This window comes from Micromonospora sp. M61 (assembly GCF_018070245.1).
GTDB classification, from domain to species: Bacteria; Actinomycetota; Actinomycetes; order Mycobacteriales; family Micromonosporaceae; genus Micromonospora; species Micromonospora zamorensis.
On the sequence record NZ_JAGPYA010000044.1, the window covers coordinates 12,282 to 29,937 of the forward strand.

The following is a 17,656-nucleotide window of genomic DNA, read 5'->3' on the forward strand; positions in this document are numbered from 1 at the left end:
CGGAAGGGCCACCTGCCAACGCAGGTGGCCCTTCCGGGAATCCGTCAGCCGTTGGCGGCGACGTCCTCGACAAGCTGCACCAGGGTGCGGACCGGGACGCCGGTGCCGCCCTTGGTCCAGTAGCCGGTCGGCTCGCCCGAGTGGTAGCCCGGCCCGGCGATGTCGATGTGCGCCCAGGCCACGTCGTCGGTCACGAACTCGCGCAGGAACACCCCGCCCTGCAGCATGTGACCGGCCCGGTCCATGCCGGCGTTGACCTGCGAGATGTCCGCCACGTCGGACTCCATGCCCTTGCGCACGTCGTCGGGCAGCGGCATCGGCCACGCCGGCTCGCCGACCGCGTCGCCGACCGCCTGGACCCGGTCGCACAGCTCCGGGGTGCCCATCACGCCGGCCATCCGCTTGCCCAGCGCGATCACCTGGCCGCCGGTCAGGGTGGAGGTCTCGAACAGGTAGTCGGTGCCGTCCGCGCAGGCGCGGGCCATGGCGTCACCCAGGACCATCCGGCCCTCGGCGTCGGTGTTGAGCACCTCGACCCGCTTGCCGTTGAACATGGTGATCACGTCGCCCGGCCGGTAGCTGGTGCCCGACGGCATGTTCTCCGCCATCGGCAGGTACGCGCTGACCGCCACCGCCGGCTTCAGCGCGGCGATCGCCAGCATGGCCGCGCCGACCGCGGCGGCGCCCGCCATGTCGGACTTCATCTCCCACATGCCCTGCGCCGGCTTGATCGAGATGCCGCCGGTGTCGAAGGTGATCCCCTTGCCGACCAACGCGACCCGCTTGCCGTTGCCACCGCTCTGCGGGGTGTAGGTGAGCTTCACCAGCCGCGGCGGGGCCTCCGAGCCCTGCCCGACCGCGACGATGCCGCCGTACCCGCCGGCGGCCAGCGCCGCCTCGTCCAGCACCTCGACGCCGAGGCCCGCGGCACGGGCGGCGTCGGCGACCGCGTCGGCGAACGACGGCGGACGCAGCTCGTTCGGCGCGGTGTTCACCCAGTCCCGGCTGGTCCGGACCGCGCCCGCCACCGCCAGCGCCCGGGTGACCTCCGCCTGGGCGCCCGCGTCACCGGCGTCCGGCACCGCGATGAGCACCTCGGCGACCGGCTCCCGCCGGGTCGGCTGCGGGCGGGTCTTGTAGCCGGCGAACCGGTACCCGCCGAGCAGCGCACCCTCGGCGACCGCGCGCAGCTCCGCCGACGCGTCCGCGTCGTCCGGCAGCGGCAGGGACAGGGCGACCTTCGGAGCGCCGGCCAGGGCCCGGATCGCCGTACCGGCGGCCCGGCGCAGCGTCTCCGGGGCCGGGGCGGCACCCGACGGCTCCGGGCCGAGCCCGACCGCGACGACCAGCGGCGCGGTCACGGTGCCCAGCGTGGCCAGCTTGACGACCTCACCCGGCCCACCTGTCGCACCGAGCAGCGCGAGGGTCTCGGTCAGCTTGCCGTCGAAGGCGACGGCGATGCTCTCCGCGCCGCTGGCGAGCAGCAGGGTGCCGGCGAGGCCGCTGGTGGCGTCCTGCTCTCCGGTCTGGCTGTGCACGCCGATCACGATCGCGTCGACGGCGAGCTCGGCCGGGTCGGTGTCGACCAGGCTCAGGTTGGTGGTGCGGGGTGATGTCACTGAAGCTACTCCGGGCGGGCCGGGCCGGTCGCGGCGTCGCGTACCGGCGGTGAAGGTCTCCGGCGGAACCTACCCGCCGGACGTCATGGCTGTCCCGCCGACAGCGCCAGCGGGCTCCCGCCGATGCTAACCAGCCACGTTGCCCCCGGTAAGTTGCCACCCATGACCGACGTGACCTCCGACGCCGCCGCGACCCGGCTGCGCCGTTCCCCGCTGCACGAGCGGCACACCGCCGCCGGCGCCAAGTTCGCCCCCTTCGGGGGTTGGGAGATGCCGCTGGAGTACGCCGGCGGCGGTGTGCTCAAGGAGCACGCCGCGGTGCGGACCGCGGTGGGGGTCTTCGACGTGTCGCACCTGGGCAAGGCTCGGGTGAGCGGCCCCGGCGCGGCCGACTTCGTCAACGCCTGCCTCAGCAACGACCTGGGCCGGATCGGCCCCGGCCGAGCGCAGTACACGCTCTGCTGCGACGACGCCACCGGTGGTGTGGTGGACGACATCATCGCCTACCTGTACGCCGACGACCACGTCTTCCTCATCCCGAACGCCGCGAACACCGCCGAGGTCGTGCGCCGGTTGCGCGCCGCCGCGCCCGCGCAGGTCACCGTCACCGACGAGCACGAGGCGTACGCCGTGCTGGCCGTCCAGGGCCCCCGCTCGGCCGAGCTGCTGGCCGCCCTCGACCTGCCCGTCGAGCACGGCTACATGAGCTTCTCCGCCGCGAGCCTGGCCGGGATGGAGTTGACCGTCTGCCGTACCGGCTACACCGGCGAGCTGGGCTACGAGCTGGTGGTGCCGGCGGAGCACGCCGTGGCTGTCTGGGACGCGCTCTTCGCCGCGGGCGCGGCGTTCGAGCTGCGGGCCTGCGGCCTGGCCGCCCGGGACACGCTGCGTACCGAGATGGGTTACCCGCTGCACGGGCAGGACCTGTCCCTGGACATCAGCCCGGTGCAGGCCCGTTCCGGCTGGGCGGTCGGTTGGGACAAGCCGGCCTTCTGGGGCCGCGACGCGCTGCTCGCCGAGAAGGCCGCCGGCCCCCGGCGTACGCTGCGCGGCCTGGTGGCCGTCGACCGCGCGATCCCGCGGCCCGGGATGACCCTGCACGTGGGAGACACCCAGGTCGGCGAGGTGACCAGCGGCACCTTCTCGCCGACCCGCAAGCAGGGCATTGCGCTGGCCCTGTTGAACACCGAGGCCAACCTGGCCGAGGGCGACGAGGTGGAGATCGACATCAGAGGCCGCCGAGCCCCCCTGAAGCTGACAAAACCCCCCTTCGTAACCCCCTCAGTGAAGTAACCCGCCCCGCCCCGGTGATCAAGAGGTTTGCGTCACGTCCGGACGAGATTCTGACGCAAACCTCTTGATCAACTGGGAAGAGTGGGGGCGGGTCAGCGCGTGGGGGTTGGGGGTTCGCCGGAATCCAGGACGGCCTGGGTCCAGCCGCCTTCGATGACGCCGGTCGCGTCCAGGACCGCCCAGTCGACCACGTCGGTCGCCTCCACCACGACCGGTGCGCCGATGCGGACCGACGGGTCGGTGTTGGCGTCGCTGGCGCTCACGCCGACGATCCGCTCCGGGGCCTCCCACGAGGTGACGCCCGCCCAGACGTACTCCGGGCCGTCGTCGCCGGGCAGGCCGTACTTGACCACGAGCTGCGACTCGGCGGGAAGGTGGCCGGCGACGAAACGGGCGCGCGCGTCACCCAGCGCGGCCCGGGCGGTAGCGACCGCCCGGCTCATCGCGTCACCCGAGCGGGCGTAGCGCACGTCCGGCTGGATCCCGGAGAACAGGGTCGCGCAGGCGGCGGCGTAGTAGCGCCCGTCCGGGCCCGGGTGCCCGGCCGGTGGGCGCAGGCTGAGGAACGAGTCGGCCTCCGGGTCGGTCGCCGGGTCCAGCTCCAGGCGCAGCAGCACCGGGGCGGTCGCGCCATGCTGCTCCGGGTTGCCGTACGCGACCGCGATGTCGTGACCGGTGACGGTGGCGAGCACCGGGAGCTGCACGAACGCCGGCACCTCCTCGCCGGTGAGCCCGTCGGTCCAGTCCCGCAGCAGCCGGCGTGCCGCACCGGTCATCACCGCACCCCAGGCGCGGGTGAGGTGGTCGGGCACCCCCTGGGTCTGCAACTCCAGCAGCCCGAAGCGGCGCAGCCCCTTGGTGGTGAACCAGAGCCCCTCGGTGTCCGACGAGTACGGCACCAGGACCCAGTCGACCAGCCGGATGCGCCCCTGCTCGTCGGGGAGTGAGCGCAACGCGGTCGCCGGGTCGAGGAACTGCAGGCCGAACACGTCCACCACGTCGCCGTCGACGGACTCCGCCACGGCGGCCGCGACCGCCCGGGCCGCCCACTCGTGCGCGGGCGGCCAACCCGGCCGGTACTCGGCCTGTACGACCACCAGGTGGGTCGCCGCGGCCAGCCGGGCCAGCTGCTCCTCGGTCGCGCCGAACGCGGTGAGCAGGTCCGGTGGCAGCTCGGGGAACTCGGTGATCGGCCGGGTGTCGACGCTCATCAGCGGGCTGTCCAGCATCTGCCTGGCCAGCCCGTGGACCGGCTCGGCCAGCCGGCCGGTCAGCGCCGCCACAGCGGTCTTCGCGCTGACCTTCGGCAGCCCCGCCATCGGCACCAGGTAGGTCGCGCTGAGCGACTCCGGCACCGGTACGGGCAGGAAGTCGTCCGTGATGAGCATTTCTGGTTCCCCCGGTGGCCGTGCCGGTGCTGTCGAGCCGAACGCTACCCGGCCTGCCGCGCCCGGTTCAGCCGGACAGCACCAGACCCAGGTAGACCAGCGTGGTGACCACCTCGACGGTCGCGCCGAGAACGTCCCCGGTTATCCCGCCGAGCCGGCGTACCACGTGGTTGAGCAGCAGTAACGCGACGGCGAGCGCGACGGCCACGGCCAGCGGCCCCTGCCACGGGCGGCCCGGCACCGCGCCGACCGCCAGCAGCGCGACGGCGATCGCGCCGGCGGTCAGGGCCAGCGGGCCGACGGTGCCGGCCACGAGCGCGCCGAGCCCGTCCGGCCGGGCCGCCGGCACTCCCCGCCGGCAGGCCACCGTGACGCCGAGCCGCCCGGCGGCGGTCGCCGTGACCACCGCCGCGACGCACGCCGGCCAGGACCGCCCCGCCAGGTCGGCCAGCGCCGCCGCCTGCACCAGGAGTACGACCACCAGGGCGACCACCCCGAACGGGCCGACGTCCGGCTTCTTCATGATCTCCAGCGCGGCCGCGCCCCGCCGGTACGAGCCGAGCGCGTCCACGGTGTCGGCGAGCCCGTCCAGGTGCAGCCCTCGGGTGAGCAGCGCGGCGGCGCCGACCGTCACACCGGCGGCCACCAGTGGGGGAGCGACAGCGCCGGTCAGCAGCAGCACACCGGCCAGCAGGGCGCCGAGCAGCGCGCCGACCGCCGGGGCGAGCGCCATCGCGGTGCCGGCCACCGGGCGGTCGATCCGTCCGGCGCGCACCGGCAGCGTGCTGAACGTGGTGAGCGCGAGCCGGGTGCCCGCGAGGAACCGCGACTCAGCCGGCACGCCAGCCCGACGCCGGCTGCTCATCCGCACCGGTGCTGGCCGGGCCCGGCCCGGCCGGTTCCGGCTCGGCGAAGTCAGGCTCGGCGAGGTCCGGGTCGCTGTCGTTCACGTACGGGTCGTTCACGGCGGGGTAGCTGGGCTGCGGCTCGTCGGCGGCCGGGTCCGTTTCGTCGTCGCCGCCGAGCGACGGGTGGACCGGCAGCGCGGCCGACAGCGCCAGCACCGAGCGCAGCAGCGGGAGCGCGACCAGCGCGTTCGCGCCCTCACCGAGATCCATCCGCAGGTCGAGCAGCGGGGTGAGGCCGAGCACGTCGGCGGCGAGCCGCACCGCCGGGTGCCCACCGTGGTCGGCGAGCAGGCACCAATGCCGGGCCTGCCCGGCCAGGTCCCGGCTGACCATGCCGGCGGCCACCCCGACCGGCCCGTCGAGCAGCACCGGCACCCGGCGCGCGGTGGCGCCGAGCAGCACACCGGTGGCGACCGCGACGTCGCCGCCGCCCAGTTCGGCCAGGATGTCCTTGGCACCGCGCGACGAGCGGCGGGTGCGGTGCAGGGCGTCGCGTACCGCCGCGCAGCGGACCATCCACGCCGCGTCGTCGATCTCGCCGGAGTCGGTGATCACCCGGCCCAGCACGGCGGGCGGCTCCGCGCCGGCCGTCGCCGCGAGCACCGCTGCGGCCGCCGCCTCGGTGCCGGCTCCGCACGCCCCCAGGACCAGCAGCTGTACGCCGGCGTCGGCCGCCTGTTCGGCCAGCCGCCAGCCGTAGCGCAGCGCGGACTCCACCTGATCCGGTGAGAGCGCCGGTTGGTCTTCCATCGGGGCGGAGGCCGGGGCGTCCACCACCTGGAGGCTGGCGCCACTCTCGGCGGCCAGCCGCGCCAACGCGCCCTTGCCCGCGCGGGCCTGCGCGGCTCGTCGCGCCGACTCACCGGCGATGGTGCCGGCCGACCCGCCGCCAGCGTGGTCGCCGTGCAGCAGCAACACCCGCACCGAGCTCCAGGCGCGGGGGGTCGAGGTGCCCTGGGTGCCGGCGGCGAAGCCGACCACCCGGTCGAGCACGCCCAGCCCGGCGCCCGGTACGTCCAGCGTGGCCAGCCGGTCCACCGCCTGTGGGCCCGCGTACTCGTCGGGCATCGGCAGCTCCATGCCGGGCTGGATGACCAGCCCGGTGGCCACCATCGGCAGTGCCATGGTCGGCGCGGCCCAGGGGTTGCCGGGCTCCTGGTTCGGGGCGGCCGGCGGCGCGTGCGTCAACACGTCGGGCAGCTGCACCTCGGGGGTGGGCTCGGCGTCGGCCAGGCTCGCGACGACCGGCGCGGTCACGCGGGCCGAAGCCGACGGCGCGGCGGCAGGGACGGACTGGGCGATCGTGGTGGCGGCCGGCTTCAGCCAGACCGGCTGACCGGCGACGACCAGCGCCACCGCGTCGCAGGCGTCGGCGACCGCACGGTTGGCCGCGCCCAACGCGTCGGTGAACGCCCGGCCCAGCGGGGTGGTCGGCACCAACGACAGCCCCACCTCGGGGCTCACCAGCACCACCCGCGCCGCGCAGCCGCGCAGCGCCTCGGCCAGCTCGGCGATCGTTGCGACGTCGTCAGCGGGCTGGTGGTCCGGGTCGAGCAGCACCGTCACCCAGCCGCCCAGGTCGTCGACGAGCAGCGTCTCGTTCGGCTCGGCGGACTCGAGCACGTCGGCCAACCTGCGCGGGTCCTCGGTGGTCTCCTCGGTGGTCCAGCTGCCCGGCCGCCGGGCGCGGTGCGCCGCCAGCCGGGTAGCCCACTCGGTGTCCTCCGGGTCGCCCTCGGGCGCGGTGGCGACGTAGCGGACCACCGGCGCGTCGGTGACCAGGGACTCGGCGAACTCGGACTTGCCAGACCGGGTACCGCCGAGCACCAGGACCGTGTTCCACCCGTCTACGGACATGCCCGTACCTTAAGGCCGCCGGGGGTGGCGGTGCCTGCCGGCCCGGCGTGGTGGTCGAAGGACCCGCCGTCGGTGCTGCGGGCCCGGCCGCCAACCGGATTGATCCACCTGCGGGTCCCGGCGGGGGCTAGCGAGGGGCCGTTGCGCGCCGGGCCGACTACGCTGGCGGGGGTTCGTCCCACGGGGACTTCAGCGGCGAGGGGAGACGCGGCATGGCGTGGAGCTGGCGGTACGAGGGCACGGACGGTCAGACGGTCGAGGGGCCGGCGGAATCGTTCGGCAGCCAGGCCGACGCCGAATCCTGGATCGGTCAGACCTGGCGGGAGCTCGCGGCGTCCGGCGTCACCTCGGTCGCGCTGATGGAGGACGACCGGGTGGACTACCGGATGAGCCTGCTGCCCACGGCCGAGTGATGGCCTACGACCGGCCGGGTGCCGACGGGCTGGTCCTCGGCGTGCCCAAGGCGGCCTTCCGGCCCAGCCCGGTCTTCCTCGGCCTGGTCGCTCTCTTCGTGGCCGGCGGGGTGCTGGCCTGGAACGGGTACGGCAATGCCCGGTTCAACGTGTTCCTCTTCGTGGTGTCCGGCTGGCTGGTGTCGCTCTGCCTGCACGAGTACGCCCACGCGGTGGTCGCCTACCGGGCCGGCGACCGGGACATCGCCCACCGGGGCTACCTGACGCTCAACCCGCTGAAATACACGCACCCGCTGCTGTCGATCGTCTTGCCGGTGGTGGTGGTGCTGCTCGGCGGCATCGGCCTGCCCGGCGGCGCGGTCTGGGTGGACCGGCACGCCATCCCGGGTCGACTGCGGCACACCCTGGTCAGCCTCGCCGGCCCGGCGACCAACGTGTTGTTCGCGCTGGTGCTGGTGGCGGCGGTGCGGATCGGCACCCAGTCGGCGGGTGGCCCGGTGGAGTTCTGGGCCGGGGTGGCGCTGCTCGCCTTCCTGCAGATCACCGCGAGCGTGCTCAACCTGCTGCCGGTGCCGGGTCTGGACGGCGGCAACATGATCCAGCCGTGGCTCAACCCACAGTGGCGCAAGATGTACGACCTGTTCGCGCCGTACGGCTTCATCCTGCTCTTCGCGCTGCTGTGGAACCCGCGCATCGGCGGCTGGTTCTTCGACGGGGTCTTCGCGGTCGGCGATGCCCTGGGCCTGCCGTCCTGGCTCTACGCCACCGGCCTGGACCTGATCCGCTTCTGGCAGGGCTGAGCTGACCGGGCCGGCCGGCGCGAACCTCTCGCGTCGGCCGACCCGGAGCGGCGTCAGGGACGCTGCGCGGGGGACTCGGTCTTCGACGGGTCCCGCTCGGTGACCGGCTCGACGATCTCGTCGATCGCCTTGAGTAGCGCGGAGTCGAGCTTGACCCCGGCCGCCTTCACGTTGTCGTACACCTGCTCCGGACGCGACGCGCCGATGATCGCCGACGAGACGTTCGGGTTCTGCAGGACCCACGCCACCGCGAGCTGGGCCATGCTCAGCCCGGCCTGCTCGGCGATCGGCTTGAGCTGCTGCACCCGGGTCAGCACGTCGTCGTTCATGAACCGGGAGATGAAGCCCGCGCCGGACTTTTCGTCGGTCGCGCGGGAACCGGCCGGCGGCGGCTGCCCCGGCAGGTACTTGCCGGAGAGCACGCCCTGCGCCATCGGCGACCAGACGATCTGCCCGATGCCCAGCTCCTCGCTGGCCGGCACGACCTCGGCCTCGATGACTCGCCAGAGCATCGAATACTGCGGCTGGTTGGAGACCAGCGGGATGTGCAGCTCCCGGGCGAGCGGGTGCGCGGCGCGCAGTTGCGCGGCGCTCCACTCGGAGACGCCGATGTAGTGCGCCTTGCCGGAGTGCACGACGTCGGCGAACGCCTCCATCGTCTCTTCCAGCGGCGTGCTGCTGTCGTACCGGTGGGCCTGGTAGAGATCCACGTAGTCGGTGCGCAGCCGCCGCAGCGAGCCGTTGATCGACTCCATGATGTGCTTGCGGGAGAGGCCACGGTCGTTACGGCCCGGCCCGGTCGGCCAGTAGACCTTGGTGAAGATCTCCAGCCCTTCGCGGCGCTCGTTCTGCAACGCCCGACCGAGCACGTCCTCGGCCCGGGTGCCGGCGTACACGTCGGCCGTGTCGAAGGTGGTGATTCCCGCGTCGAGTGCGGCCTGGACGCAGGCGAAGGCCGCGTCCTCCTCGACCTGTGAACCGTGGGTGATCCAGTTGCCGTACGAGATCTCGCTGACCATCAGGCCGGAACGGCCCAGGTGTCGGAATTCCATGTACCGACCCTAACTCCGGTGGATCACGACCGTCGACCGGCCACTCAGAGCACCGGATTGGCGTCGGTGAGTAGCCGGTCGATCTCCTCCAGCACCTCGTCGCGATCGCGGTGCACCGGGTCGATCAGTGGCAGGCCGCGCCGGTCCAGCGCACCCCACCGCCCGGTCTCGTTGCCGAACAGGAACGCCACCGGGTGGATGACCAGCATCGGATGCGTCGGGGGGACCAGCACCGCGTTGGTGCGGTCCACCACACCGCGCCGGCCCGCCACGTCGACCACGGCGAGGCCCTCGTCGGTGAAACCGTCGACCTGCTGGCCGTCGGCCAACTCGGTGACGAACCCGTGGTAGCGGGTCGGCACGACGATCCGGCCGGTCCGGTCCACCGCTCCCCAACCCTCGCGACGTACCGCGGCCAACCCGCGGCGGAACGGTCGTACCTCGGCGAAGTTGGGCGGCACCTGCACGCTGCCGGTCGCGTCGATCGCCGTCCATCCGCCCTCACCGACCACCCAGGCCAGGCCGTCGCTGAACGGGTGCGCCGCCCGGTAGGACGGCGGGATCACCGTCGTACCGAGCAGGTTGATCAACGACCACCGGTCGGTGTCGGGCCGGCGGACCCAGGCCAACCCGTCGTGGAACGGCTGCGCCTCGGCGTACCGGGCGGGGATGACCATTTCGCCGTCCTGGCCGGTGTAACCCCACAGCGGCCCGTCGCGGTCCGGCACCGGGGGTCGGTCACGGTCGAGCACCTCGTCCCGACTCCGGGGGTACGGCCCGAAGCCGTCCGCCGTGGCCCGGACGCTGACCGCGTCGAGGGCCACCCGGACCCGGTGCAGCAGTTCGGCGTCGCCGGCGCCGCGCAGGTTGAGCGCCTGCTCGAAGTGCTCGCAGGCCTCCATGAGCCGTCCCTGGTCGTAACACGACCGCCCGGCGTGCTCGTGCAGCGCGGCCCGCAACCGGTCGGGAAGCTCGACCGAGTTGGCCTGGGCGAAGAGCTGGTCGGCCTCGGCGAAGTTGCCGCGCCACCGCAGGACGTGCGCCAACCGGGCCTGGGCCAGCGCGGTCCGGCGCAGCTCGCCGGTGGCCTCGGCATAGGTGAGGGCGAGCCGACCATCGGCCAGCGCGTCGTCCAGGTCGCCGAGGATCCGCGAGGCCACCGCCCGGAGGCTCAGCAACCGGGCCCGGGCGCGGTTGTCGTTCGCCGAGCCCAGCTTCTCGGTCAGTCGCCGCCGAATGGCCCGCAGGTCGTCCGGTTCGGTCAGCTCCTCGCGCAGCGTCACCGGGTCCAACCGCCAGCGGTACGCGGCCAGGACCTGCTCCGGGTCGCCCGGGTCGGCCAGCGACGGGCGGGCCACCGCCGGCGCGGTGTCGACGGGTGGTGCGGCTTCGGCGGGTGGTGCGGCGGGTGGTGCGGACACCGGCGCGCTGTCCCCGCTGAAGCCGTTCCTCGGACCGGGGACGGCCGAGGCGGGTGGCGCGGACATCGGCATGGGTGGCGCGAATGCGGGTGGCGCGGAGACGGGCGGCGCGAAGGCGGGTGGCGCGGACGTCGGCATCGTCGAAGCGGGTGGCGCGGAGACGGGCGCTGCCGGCATGGGCGCGGGGGAGGTCGGCCCTTCGGAGACGGGCGCCGCGTCGGGCGGTGGCATCGACGCGGGCGGTGCGGACACCGGCGCCAGGAAGGTCGGTTCCGCCGGCGCGGGTGGCGCGGACACGGGCGCCGCAGCTAACGGTGACGCGGGCGGTGCGGAGACCGGGGGCGCGGAGTCCGGGGGCGCGGGCGGTGCGGAGACCGGCGCGGGTGGCGCGGACACGGGCGCCGCAGCTAACGGTGACGCGGGCGGTGCGGAGACCGGGGGCGCGGAGTCCGGGGGCGCGGGCGGTGCGGAGACCGGCGCTGGCGGTGCGGATACCGGTGCTGAGGCGACCGGTGGTGCGGAGACCGGGGTTGCGGGCGGTGCGGAGACCGGTGGGGCCGAAACCGGCGGTGCCGAGACGGGTTCGTGCACGCCGTCGTCAGCTGTCTCGGGTCGGGACGGCGGCACAACGGGGAACGACCAGTCGTCGGCCGCCGACACGTCCGTCGGTCCTGCGCTGCTTGAACCGTCCGGCGCGTACCCCGAATGGTCGTGTGTCGCGGCCTCGTCCGTCGGGTCGTGCTCTATCGGGGCGGTGTCCTCGGTGGGACGAGTGGCGACGTCCTCGTGCTGGTGGTGCGGCAGCGTCGTGGCAGGGATGCCGGAGACCGGCCGGTCGCCCTCCAGCGAATCCGGCTCGGCGGCCGACGGTGTGTCGTCTGGGTCGTCCGCCCAGGTGTGGGTGGCACCGGTGGTCGGGTCCGCGGGTGGCGCGGAGATCGGCTCCGGGAGGTCGGCCGAGGTCGACCCGACTGAGGGCTCGCGGGACGGAGCGTCGTGAGCGAGGGATGTGGGTGTCGACGGGTCCCGGTCTGTCGTGGCCGACGCCGAGAGATCGAGGTTGTCGTCCGATTCCTCGTCGACGGAGGCGGACGACGGTGGCGCCTCGCTGTGCTCGGGCTCGGCCTGCTGAGCGGGGCTGAACCACGCGTCCGGCCCACGGGCGGCCGAGACGTCGTCGGACTGCCGAACGGGCGCCACCGGCTCTTCCGAGGGCGGCGGGGGCACGTAGCGGCGCGGTGTGCCGGGGGCCAGCGGGAGCGCCAGGTCGACGTCCTCCACGGAGGGCGCCGGGGCCGCAGGGGGCGGGGTGGCTGGGCTCGGCGTGACAGGGATCGGGGTGGCAGGGGTCGGGGTGGCAGGGGTGGGTGGTGCCTGCACCTGCCAGGCGGGCGGCGGCGCGACCGACGGGCGGGCGTCCGCCGTGGGGGCCTGCCGCTCGGACGAGGAAGGCCACTGCGGCGAGTGCGGGCGCTCCGGCGAGTGCGGGTGCTCCCGCGAGCCCGTCTGGGCCGGCGAGTGGGGGCGTTCCGGCGAGCCCGTCTGGGCCGGCGAGTGGGGGCGTTCCGGCGGGACCGGCCGGCGATCGGTCGGCGCGCCGGTGTCCACCGGGTCGTCGACCCGTCGACGGTCCAGGTCCTCGCCGCGCCGTTGGTCCACCGGGCGGTCTCCGACGTCCGGACCGGGGTAACGCGGCGGCGGGGCGGGGTGCGGCCCGGCAGCTGGCGTCGGGTCGGCCGGCGTTCGGCGCTCAGGTGACAGCGGGGCGTCCGACCGCTCGTCGGAGACGGGTGGGTCCACCGGCGCGGGCAGGTACTCCAGCCGTAGGCGTGCGGCAGGTGGACCCGAGACGGGCAGGTCGGCGGCGGGGGAGACCGGGGCTGCCGACACCGGGCGGTCCCGACCGGGCGCGGCGGGGGAGACGGGCGCTGGCGACACCCCTCGTTCCGGGGAGACCGGCGTGGCGCGACCCGGCGTGACCGGTGGAGCCGTCGCGGCGGGCCGTGCGGGGCGCTCGTCGTACCGGGAGGGGGTGGCCTCCGGGCGCTCGTCCGGGCGCGACGGCGGGACCGGCGGCCGCTCCGGCCGAGCGGCCGGCCGCGACGGGACGCCCGGGTCGGCGCCGCGATACGGGTCGGGGCTGCGGTGTGGGTCGGGGCTGCGGTGTGGGTCGGGGGCACGATGCGGCTCCGCGGCGCGGCGCGGCTCGGTGCGGTGGCTCTGCTCGCGGGTGCGGTCCGGACGCAGCGGACCCGGCGGCGGCCAGGGCAGGCTGCCGTCCGGCGGTTGGCTGGGCTGCGGCCGAGGCTGGCGGTACCCGTTCTCGCGTGGCCCGTCCTCGCGGTGCCCGTCCTCGCGTGGTCCGTGCTCGCGCGGCGCGTGCTCGCGGTACCCGTTCTCGCGCGGCCCGTGCTCGCGTGGCCCGTGCTCTCGATACCCGTCCTCGCGGTAGGCGTCCGGTCGGGCCTCCTCGCGGGGGCGCCGATCCGGGTACGACTCGGCGCGGGCTGCCTCCTCACGAGGCTGCTGCCGTTGCGGCTCGGTGTCGGGCCGACGCCGGTCGTCGTCGCGGCGGGGCTGCTCGGGCATCTCCGGCTCGGGTCGTCGCCGTCGTCCACCGTTGGGCGCCTGTGCCGCCTCGACGCCCTCGTCCGCGCGGTAGCGCCGCTCCGGGCGTCGAACGTCGTCGGCCGCCCGGTCCGGGTATCCATCCGAGCGGTACCGCTGGTGAGCGTCCGCGGACGCCCACGGGTCGGCGGCGTCGGGGAGGCGGTCGTCGGCAGTGCGGCCGTTGTGGTCACGGGTGGGTCGTTCGCCGTACCCGTCGCCGGGGTGCCGTTCGTAACCGGCGGCCGGTCGCTCCTGCGTGCCGCGTCGACGCGGTGAGTCGTCCGGCTCGGGCATCCAGCCAGAGTCGGACCGGGGAGCGGGGGAGACCGGGGTTCCGCCCGGGTACCCCCGATCCCGCTCGCTGGGGTCCTGCTGCGGGCGGCGGCCGTCGTACCGCTCGGAGGCGGGCTGGTCGCGGTGCCAGGCGGCCTCCCGCGCCGGCCCCCGCTCGTCGGCGGGCCGTCGGTCGGACCAGGCGGTACGGCGGTCCGACTCGGAGGTGCGGCGCTCGTCGCGCCGAGGTGGCTCGGGCAGGGGCCTGCGGTACGGCTCGTGGTCGTAGTGACGGGAGTCGGCGCTGTCGGACCGCCCGTAGGCGGACGCGTCGACCTCGCTGCGGGCCCGGCCGTAGGTCGGTGTCTCGTCCGGCCCCTCGTCCACCCAGGAGCGGTTGGGGGGCGCCTCCGCCGACGGTTCGTCGGCCCAGGAACGGCCGAGGTAGGTGCCGTCCGGGCGGGTCGGTGCCAGCGGCGGCACCTCGGCTCGGCCGCTCACAGTGGCGCGGCCACGCGGTGACGGCTGGTGGATGGCGCCGATGTCGCCGGGGTAGCGCTGGCCGGGGAACTGGGGGTGCCACTCGGTGGTCGGTTCGACCACCCAGGACGGCTCGTTCGGGTCTGGCCACCGGTCGTCGTAACGGCCGTTCATCCGCCGAGCCCGTCGCCACACCCGGCCACTTGGCCGATCCTCGACAGAGGCGAGCTGTCCGCAGCCGCAGCGGGGTGACCTCCGGGCGTCCGGTCGCCGCCTGCCACGCCCCGGTGGCCAGCTCGCGTCCGCTCGCTCACGGCGTTTGTCACCTCGTTGCAAATTGTCGCGCTGGTGCCTCGCGTGCCGGTCAGATCGCCCGCTCCGGCAGCCCGTGGCTGCCGATGGAGGGTAACGGCGTGGGCTCGCTCACCGCCACTGTGGCGCCGCCCACGGGCGCAAACGTTATCCCAATGGTTTCGGACATTTGGTCCTATAACAGAATCTGGTCTCCGACCTTACCGCACTGGCCGACCGCCCGTATCGGGCGGGATCACCGGCTTCGGTCAGGGGTGCTCCATGATGAGGACGGCGAACGTGCCGGGCGTGAGCGCCTCGTAGCGGTGCGGTGCATCACCGGGGAAGGTGGCGTAGTCGCCGGGGTTGAGTTCGACCGGAGCCGTCTCGGGGCCCACCCGCAGGCGGCCGGCGGCGAGCACCACGTGCTCGACACTGCGGGGAGCGTGCCCCTCACCGGCGCGGATCGCGCCCGGCTCCAGCTCGATCAGGTAGACGTCCCTGCGCAGGTGTGCCGCGCCCGCGCTGAGCAGCGTGCCGGTGAAGTCGGCCCGCTCGGAGCGGACCCGGGGCCCGTCGCCTGCCCGGACCACCCGTACGCCGTCGTTGGTCGGCTCCACCAGCCGGCTGAACGGGACGCCGAGTGCCACGCCCAGAGCCCAGAGCGTCTCCACGCTCGGGTTGCCGGTGCCCGATTCCAGTTGGGAGAGCGTGGACTCGGCGACCCCCGCCCGCCGGGCCAGCTCGGTGAGCGAGATGCCGACGCGTTCGCGCTCCCGGCGGAGGGCGGCGGCGATGGTGGCCAGCGGGGCCGCGGGTTCCGGAGGCATACGGTCGCTCCACTGGATCAACGTTCGGTTCGGCGAACAGCATCAGCTGTTCAGCATGCTGAACCAGACCCGTCCTCAAGCAAGAACCGCACAACTTCGGGGAAAGTGCTCCCTCCGGTGTGCCGGAGGCAGCGTCATCCCTGATGTTGTGCGGATCTTGTCCAGTGCGTGGGTGACCCTCGGGCCGACCCGGTCAGACCTTGTCGCCGAGCTTGACCTGGGGAGCCGGGGCGCGCATGCGCCGGAAGGTGATCGACCGCATGACCGCGTAGAGGTAGAGCGAGCCCATGCGCTGGTCGGTCTTCGGGAACCGTTCGCGGACCAGCTTGCTGATCTTGCGGCAGATCAGGATCGAGTCGATGACCACGCCCAGCGCCAGCGCGCCCCAGAGCACGTTCGAGATCAACCGGACCAGGGGCGGCATGGCCGCGTTCGACCCGATCAGCACGATCAGCGCGCCGCCGAAGAACCAGGTGCCGACCGTACGCCGGGAGTCGACCACGTTGCGGGCCAACAGCCGCTCCGGGCCGCGGTCGCGGGGGCCGCCCTCACGGCGGAACTCCGAGGCGGCCTCGGCGCGCAGTTGGCGGCGACGCTCCCGCTCCTCCTCCTTCGTGAGGGGGCGGCTGGGGCCGGCCGGACGGCGACCGACGGTCGGCCGCTTGGGCGTCTCCCGACCCTTGGCCGGGGTGTAACCCCGGGACCGCTCAGCGGTCTCCTCGGGGGTCACCGAGGTGACGGCCTCGTCGACGAGGTCGGTGGACTTGCGGCGAAAGAGCGACGGCACGCGGCAAGGGTAGCCAACGGTCCGCGACCGGTGCACATCGCGGTACAGCGGCCGACGGCTCCAGGTCGCAGCGCAACCTGGAGCCGTCGTGGTCGAACGATGGGTGAGCGGGGTTACGGACGTTCGGCGTGCGCGCCCAGGTCGGCGAGCTTCGCCTCGAAGTCCTCGTAGCCCCGGTTGATCAGGTCGACGCCGTACACCCGGGAGGTGCCCTCGGCGGCGAGCGCCGCGATCAGGTGGCTGAACCCGGCGCGCAGGTCCGGGATGACCAGGTCGGCGGCGTGCAGCTTGCTCGGCCCGGCGATCACCGCGGAGTGCTTGAAGTTGCGCCGGCCGAAGCGGCACGGGGTGCCGCCGAGGCAGTCGCGGTAGACCTGGATGTTGGCGCCCATCGAGTTGAGCGCCTCGGTGTAGCCCAGCCGCTGCTCGTAGACCGTCTCGTGCACGATCGACAGGCCGCGGGCCTGGGTGAGCGCCACGACCAGTGGCTGCTGCCAGTCGGTCATGAAGCCGGGGTGCACGTCGGTCTCCAGCGCCACCGCGTTCAGCTCACCGCCCGGGTGCCAGAAGCGGATTCCGCCCTCCTGGCCGAGGTCGCCCAGTTTCGGCGCGCGCGCGTCGGTGACCTCGTACTCGCCGCCGACCGACCGGAAGATGTTCAGGAAGGTCATCATGTCGGCCTGCTGAGCGCCGAGCACCTCGACGTGGCCACGGGTGGCCAGGGCGGCGGCCGCCCAGCTCGCCGCCTCGATCCGGTCCGGGATCGGCCGGTGGGTGTAGCCGTGCAGCTTCGGCACACCCTGGATCTCGATCACCCGGTCGGTGTGGACCTTGATGATCGCGCCCATCTTCTGCAGGATGCAGATCAGGTCGATGATCTCCGGCTCCACCGCGGCGTTACGCAGCTCCGTGACGCCCTCGGCCATCACCGCGGTCAGCAGCACCTGCTCGGTGGCGCCGACGCTCGGGTACGGCAGGGCGAACTTCGTGCCGTGCAGCCCGTTCGGCGCGGACAGGTGCAGACCCTCGGGCCGCTTCTCGACAGTGGCACCGAACTCGCGCAGCGCCTGGAGGTGGAAGTCGATCGGGCGCGGGCCGATGTGGCAGCCGCCCAGGTCCGGGATGAACGCGTGCCCGAGCCGGTGCAGCAGCGGGCCGCAGAACAGGATCGGGATCCGGCTGGAACCGGCGTGCACGTTGATCTGGTCGGTGCTGGCGCTCTCCACGTTCGCCGGGTCGAAGACGAGCTCGCCGTCCTCGGCGCCGTCGGTGACCTTGACGCCGTGCAGACCGAGCAGACCCCGGACCACCTCGACGTCGCGGATCTTCGGCACGTCGAACAGTCGGCTCGGGCTGTCGCCGAGGAGCGCGGCGACCATCGCCTTCGAAACCAGGTTCTTCGCGCCGCGCACGCGGATCCGCCCTTCGAGCGGAGTGCCTCCGTGAACGACCAGGACGTCGTCGGTCAACGCAACCTCCAGCGCGTCGGTGCTGCAGTGTTATTGGTGGGGCGCCTGAGCCTTCTCGCTACCCCGGATGCGGCCATGTCGAAACGGCCCGCCTGTCTCTTCGCTCCGGGCAGCATAGCCCTCCGTGACGAAAAAGGACTCGGTCACATCGGCGTGTGTGGCATT

Annotated in this window: 12 protein-coding genes; 3 read left to right on the plus strand and 9 right to left on the minus strand. The window is 73.9% G+C overall.

Annotation, left to right across the window (positions count from 1 at the left end; genetic code table 11):
- Nucleotides 1-44: 44 nt before the first annotated feature.
- A complete protein-coding gene (locus KBX34_RS23135) occupies nt 45-1,619 on the minus strand; it encodes a leucyl aminopeptidase (protein WP_099856160.1) in 1,575 nt (524 codons plus the stop codon).
- A 162-nt stretch (nt 1,620-1,781) separates the two neighbouring features.
- On the opposite strand from KBX34_RS23135, the gene gcvT reads away from it, so the two are divergent.
- Nucleotides 1,782-2,912: a glycine cleavage system aminomethyltransferase GcvT gene (gcvT, locus tag KBX34_RS23140; protein ID WP_210926913.1), complete on the plus strand. Its 1,131-nt coding sequence runs from the start codon at nt 1,782-1,784 to the stop codon at nt 2,910-2,912.
- 92 nt (nt 2,913-3,004) lie between these two features.
- Here gcvT and KBX34_RS23145 read toward each other — a convergent pair whose 3' ends face one another.
- From KBX34_RS23145 to KBX34_RS23155, 3 genes are all read right to left on the minus strand, one after another.
- Entirely contained in the window at nt 3,005-4,300 is a 1,296-nt protein-coding gene (locus KBX34_RS23145; RefSeq protein ID WP_088949474.1) for a DUF2314 domain-containing protein, read from the minus strand.
- Nucleotides 4,301-4,367: 67 nt separating this feature from the next.
- Nucleotides 4,368-5,141: an adenosylcobinamide-GDP ribazoletransferase gene (locus KBX34_RS23150; RefSeq protein WP_210926934.1), complete on the minus strand. Its 774-nt coding sequence runs from the start codon at nt 5,139-5,141 to the stop codon at nt 4,368-4,370.
- Complete coding sequence (locus KBX34_RS23155) at nt 5,131-7,065, minus strand: bifunctional adenosylcobinamide kinase/adenosylcobinamide-phosphate guanylyltransferase (protein ID WP_210926915.1); 1,935 nt, start codon at nt 7,063-7,065, stop codon at nt 5,131-5,133. The genes KBX34_RS23150 and KBX34_RS23155 overlap by 11 nt, the downstream gene beginning before the upstream one ends.
- A 212-nt stretch (nt 7,066-7,277) precedes the next feature.
- On the opposite strand from KBX34_RS23155, the gene KBX34_RS23160 reads away from it, so the two are divergent.
- Complete coding sequence (locus tag KBX34_RS23160; protein WP_088949470.1) at nt 7,278-7,478, plus strand: hypothetical protein; 201 nt, start codon at nt 7,278-7,280, stop codon at nt 7,476-7,478.
- Nucleotides 7,478-8,278: a site-2 protease family protein gene (locus KBX34_RS23165; RefSeq protein ID WP_088949469.1), complete on the plus strand. Its 801-nt coding sequence runs from the start codon at nt 7,478-7,480 to the stop codon at nt 8,276-8,278. Before KBX34_RS23160 ends, KBX34_RS23165 begins: the two co-directional genes overlap by 1 nt.
- Nucleotides 8,279-8,331: 53 nt before the next feature.
- Here the strand turns inward: KBX34_RS23165 and KBX34_RS23170 are convergent, their stop codons facing one another.
- The 5 genes from KBX34_RS23170 to murA all read right to left on the minus strand — a co-directional run bounded on the left by KBX34_RS23170 (nt 8,332) and on the right by murA (nt 17,491).
- The gene (locus tag KBX34_RS23170) at nt 8,332-9,330 is read right to left on the minus strand and encodes an aldo/keto reductase family protein (protein WP_210794971.1); all 999 of its coding nucleotides are present in this window, start codon (nt 9,328-9,330) and stop codon (nt 8,332-8,334) included.
- Nucleotides 9,331-9,374: 44 nt separating this feature from the next.
- Nucleotides 9,375-14,288: a WG repeat-containing protein gene (locus tag KBX34_RS23175; RefSeq protein ID WP_247672134.1), complete on the minus strand. Its 4,914-nt coding sequence runs from the start codon at nt 14,286-14,288 to the stop codon at nt 9,375-9,377.
- Between the two features lie 386 nt (nt 14,289-14,674).
- A complete protein-coding gene (locus KBX34_RS23180) occupies nt 14,675-15,235 on the minus strand; it encodes a helix-turn-helix domain-containing protein (protein ID WP_088949467.1) in 561 nt (186 codons plus the stop codon).
- Between the two features lie 193 nt (nt 15,236-15,428).
- A complete protein-coding gene (locus tag KBX34_RS23185) occupies nt 15,429-16,022 on the minus strand; it encodes a DUF3043 domain-containing protein (protein WP_088949466.1) in 594 nt (197 codons plus the stop codon).
- Between the two features lie 113 nt (nt 16,023-16,135).
- Nucleotides 16,136-17,491 (minus strand): UDP-N-acetylglucosamine 1-carboxyvinyltransferase, encoded by a 1,356-nt coding sequence (gene murA / locus KBX34_RS23190; protein ID WP_099856141.1) that lies wholly within the window; start codon nt 17,489-17,491, stop codon nt 16,136-16,138.
- Between the last annotated feature and the right edge of the window lie 165 nt (nt 17,492-17,656).

What these genes read in the sequence shown, in the direction of transcription:
- gcvT (WP_210926913.1), top strand. Translation starts at nt 1,782, where the DNA reads ATGACCGACGTGACCTCCGACGCCGCCGCGACCCGGCTGCGCCGTTCC.
- KBX34_RS23145 (WP_088949474.1), bottom strand. Translation starts at nt 4,300, where the DNA reads ATGCTCATCACGGACGACTTCCTGCCCGTACCGGTGCCGGAGTCGCTC.
- KBX34_RS23155 (WP_210926915.1), bottom strand. Translation starts at nt 7,065, where the DNA reads ATGTCCGTAGACGGGTGGAACACGGTCCTGGTGCTCGGCGGTACCCGG.
- KBX34_RS23160 (WP_088949470.1), top strand. Translation starts at nt 7,278, where the DNA reads ATGGCGTGGAGCTGGCGGTACGAGGGCACGGACGGTCAGACGGTCGAG.
- KBX34_RS23165 (WP_088949469.1), top strand. Translation starts at nt 7,478, where the DNA reads ATGGCCTACGACCGGCCGGGTGCCGACGGGCTGGTCCTCGGCGTGCCC.
- KBX34_RS23170 (WP_210794971.1), bottom strand. Translation starts at nt 9,330, where the DNA reads ATGGAATTCCGACACCTGGGCCGTTCCGGCCTGATGGTCAGCGAGATC.
- KBX34_RS23175 (WP_247672134.1), bottom strand. Translation starts at nt 14,288, where the DNA reads ATGAACGGCCGTTACGACGACCGGTGGCCAGACCCGAACGAGCCGTCC.
- KBX34_RS23180 (WP_088949467.1), bottom strand. Translation starts at nt 15,235, where the DNA reads ATGCCTCCGGAACCCGCGGCCCCGCTGGCCACCATCGCCGCCGCCCTC.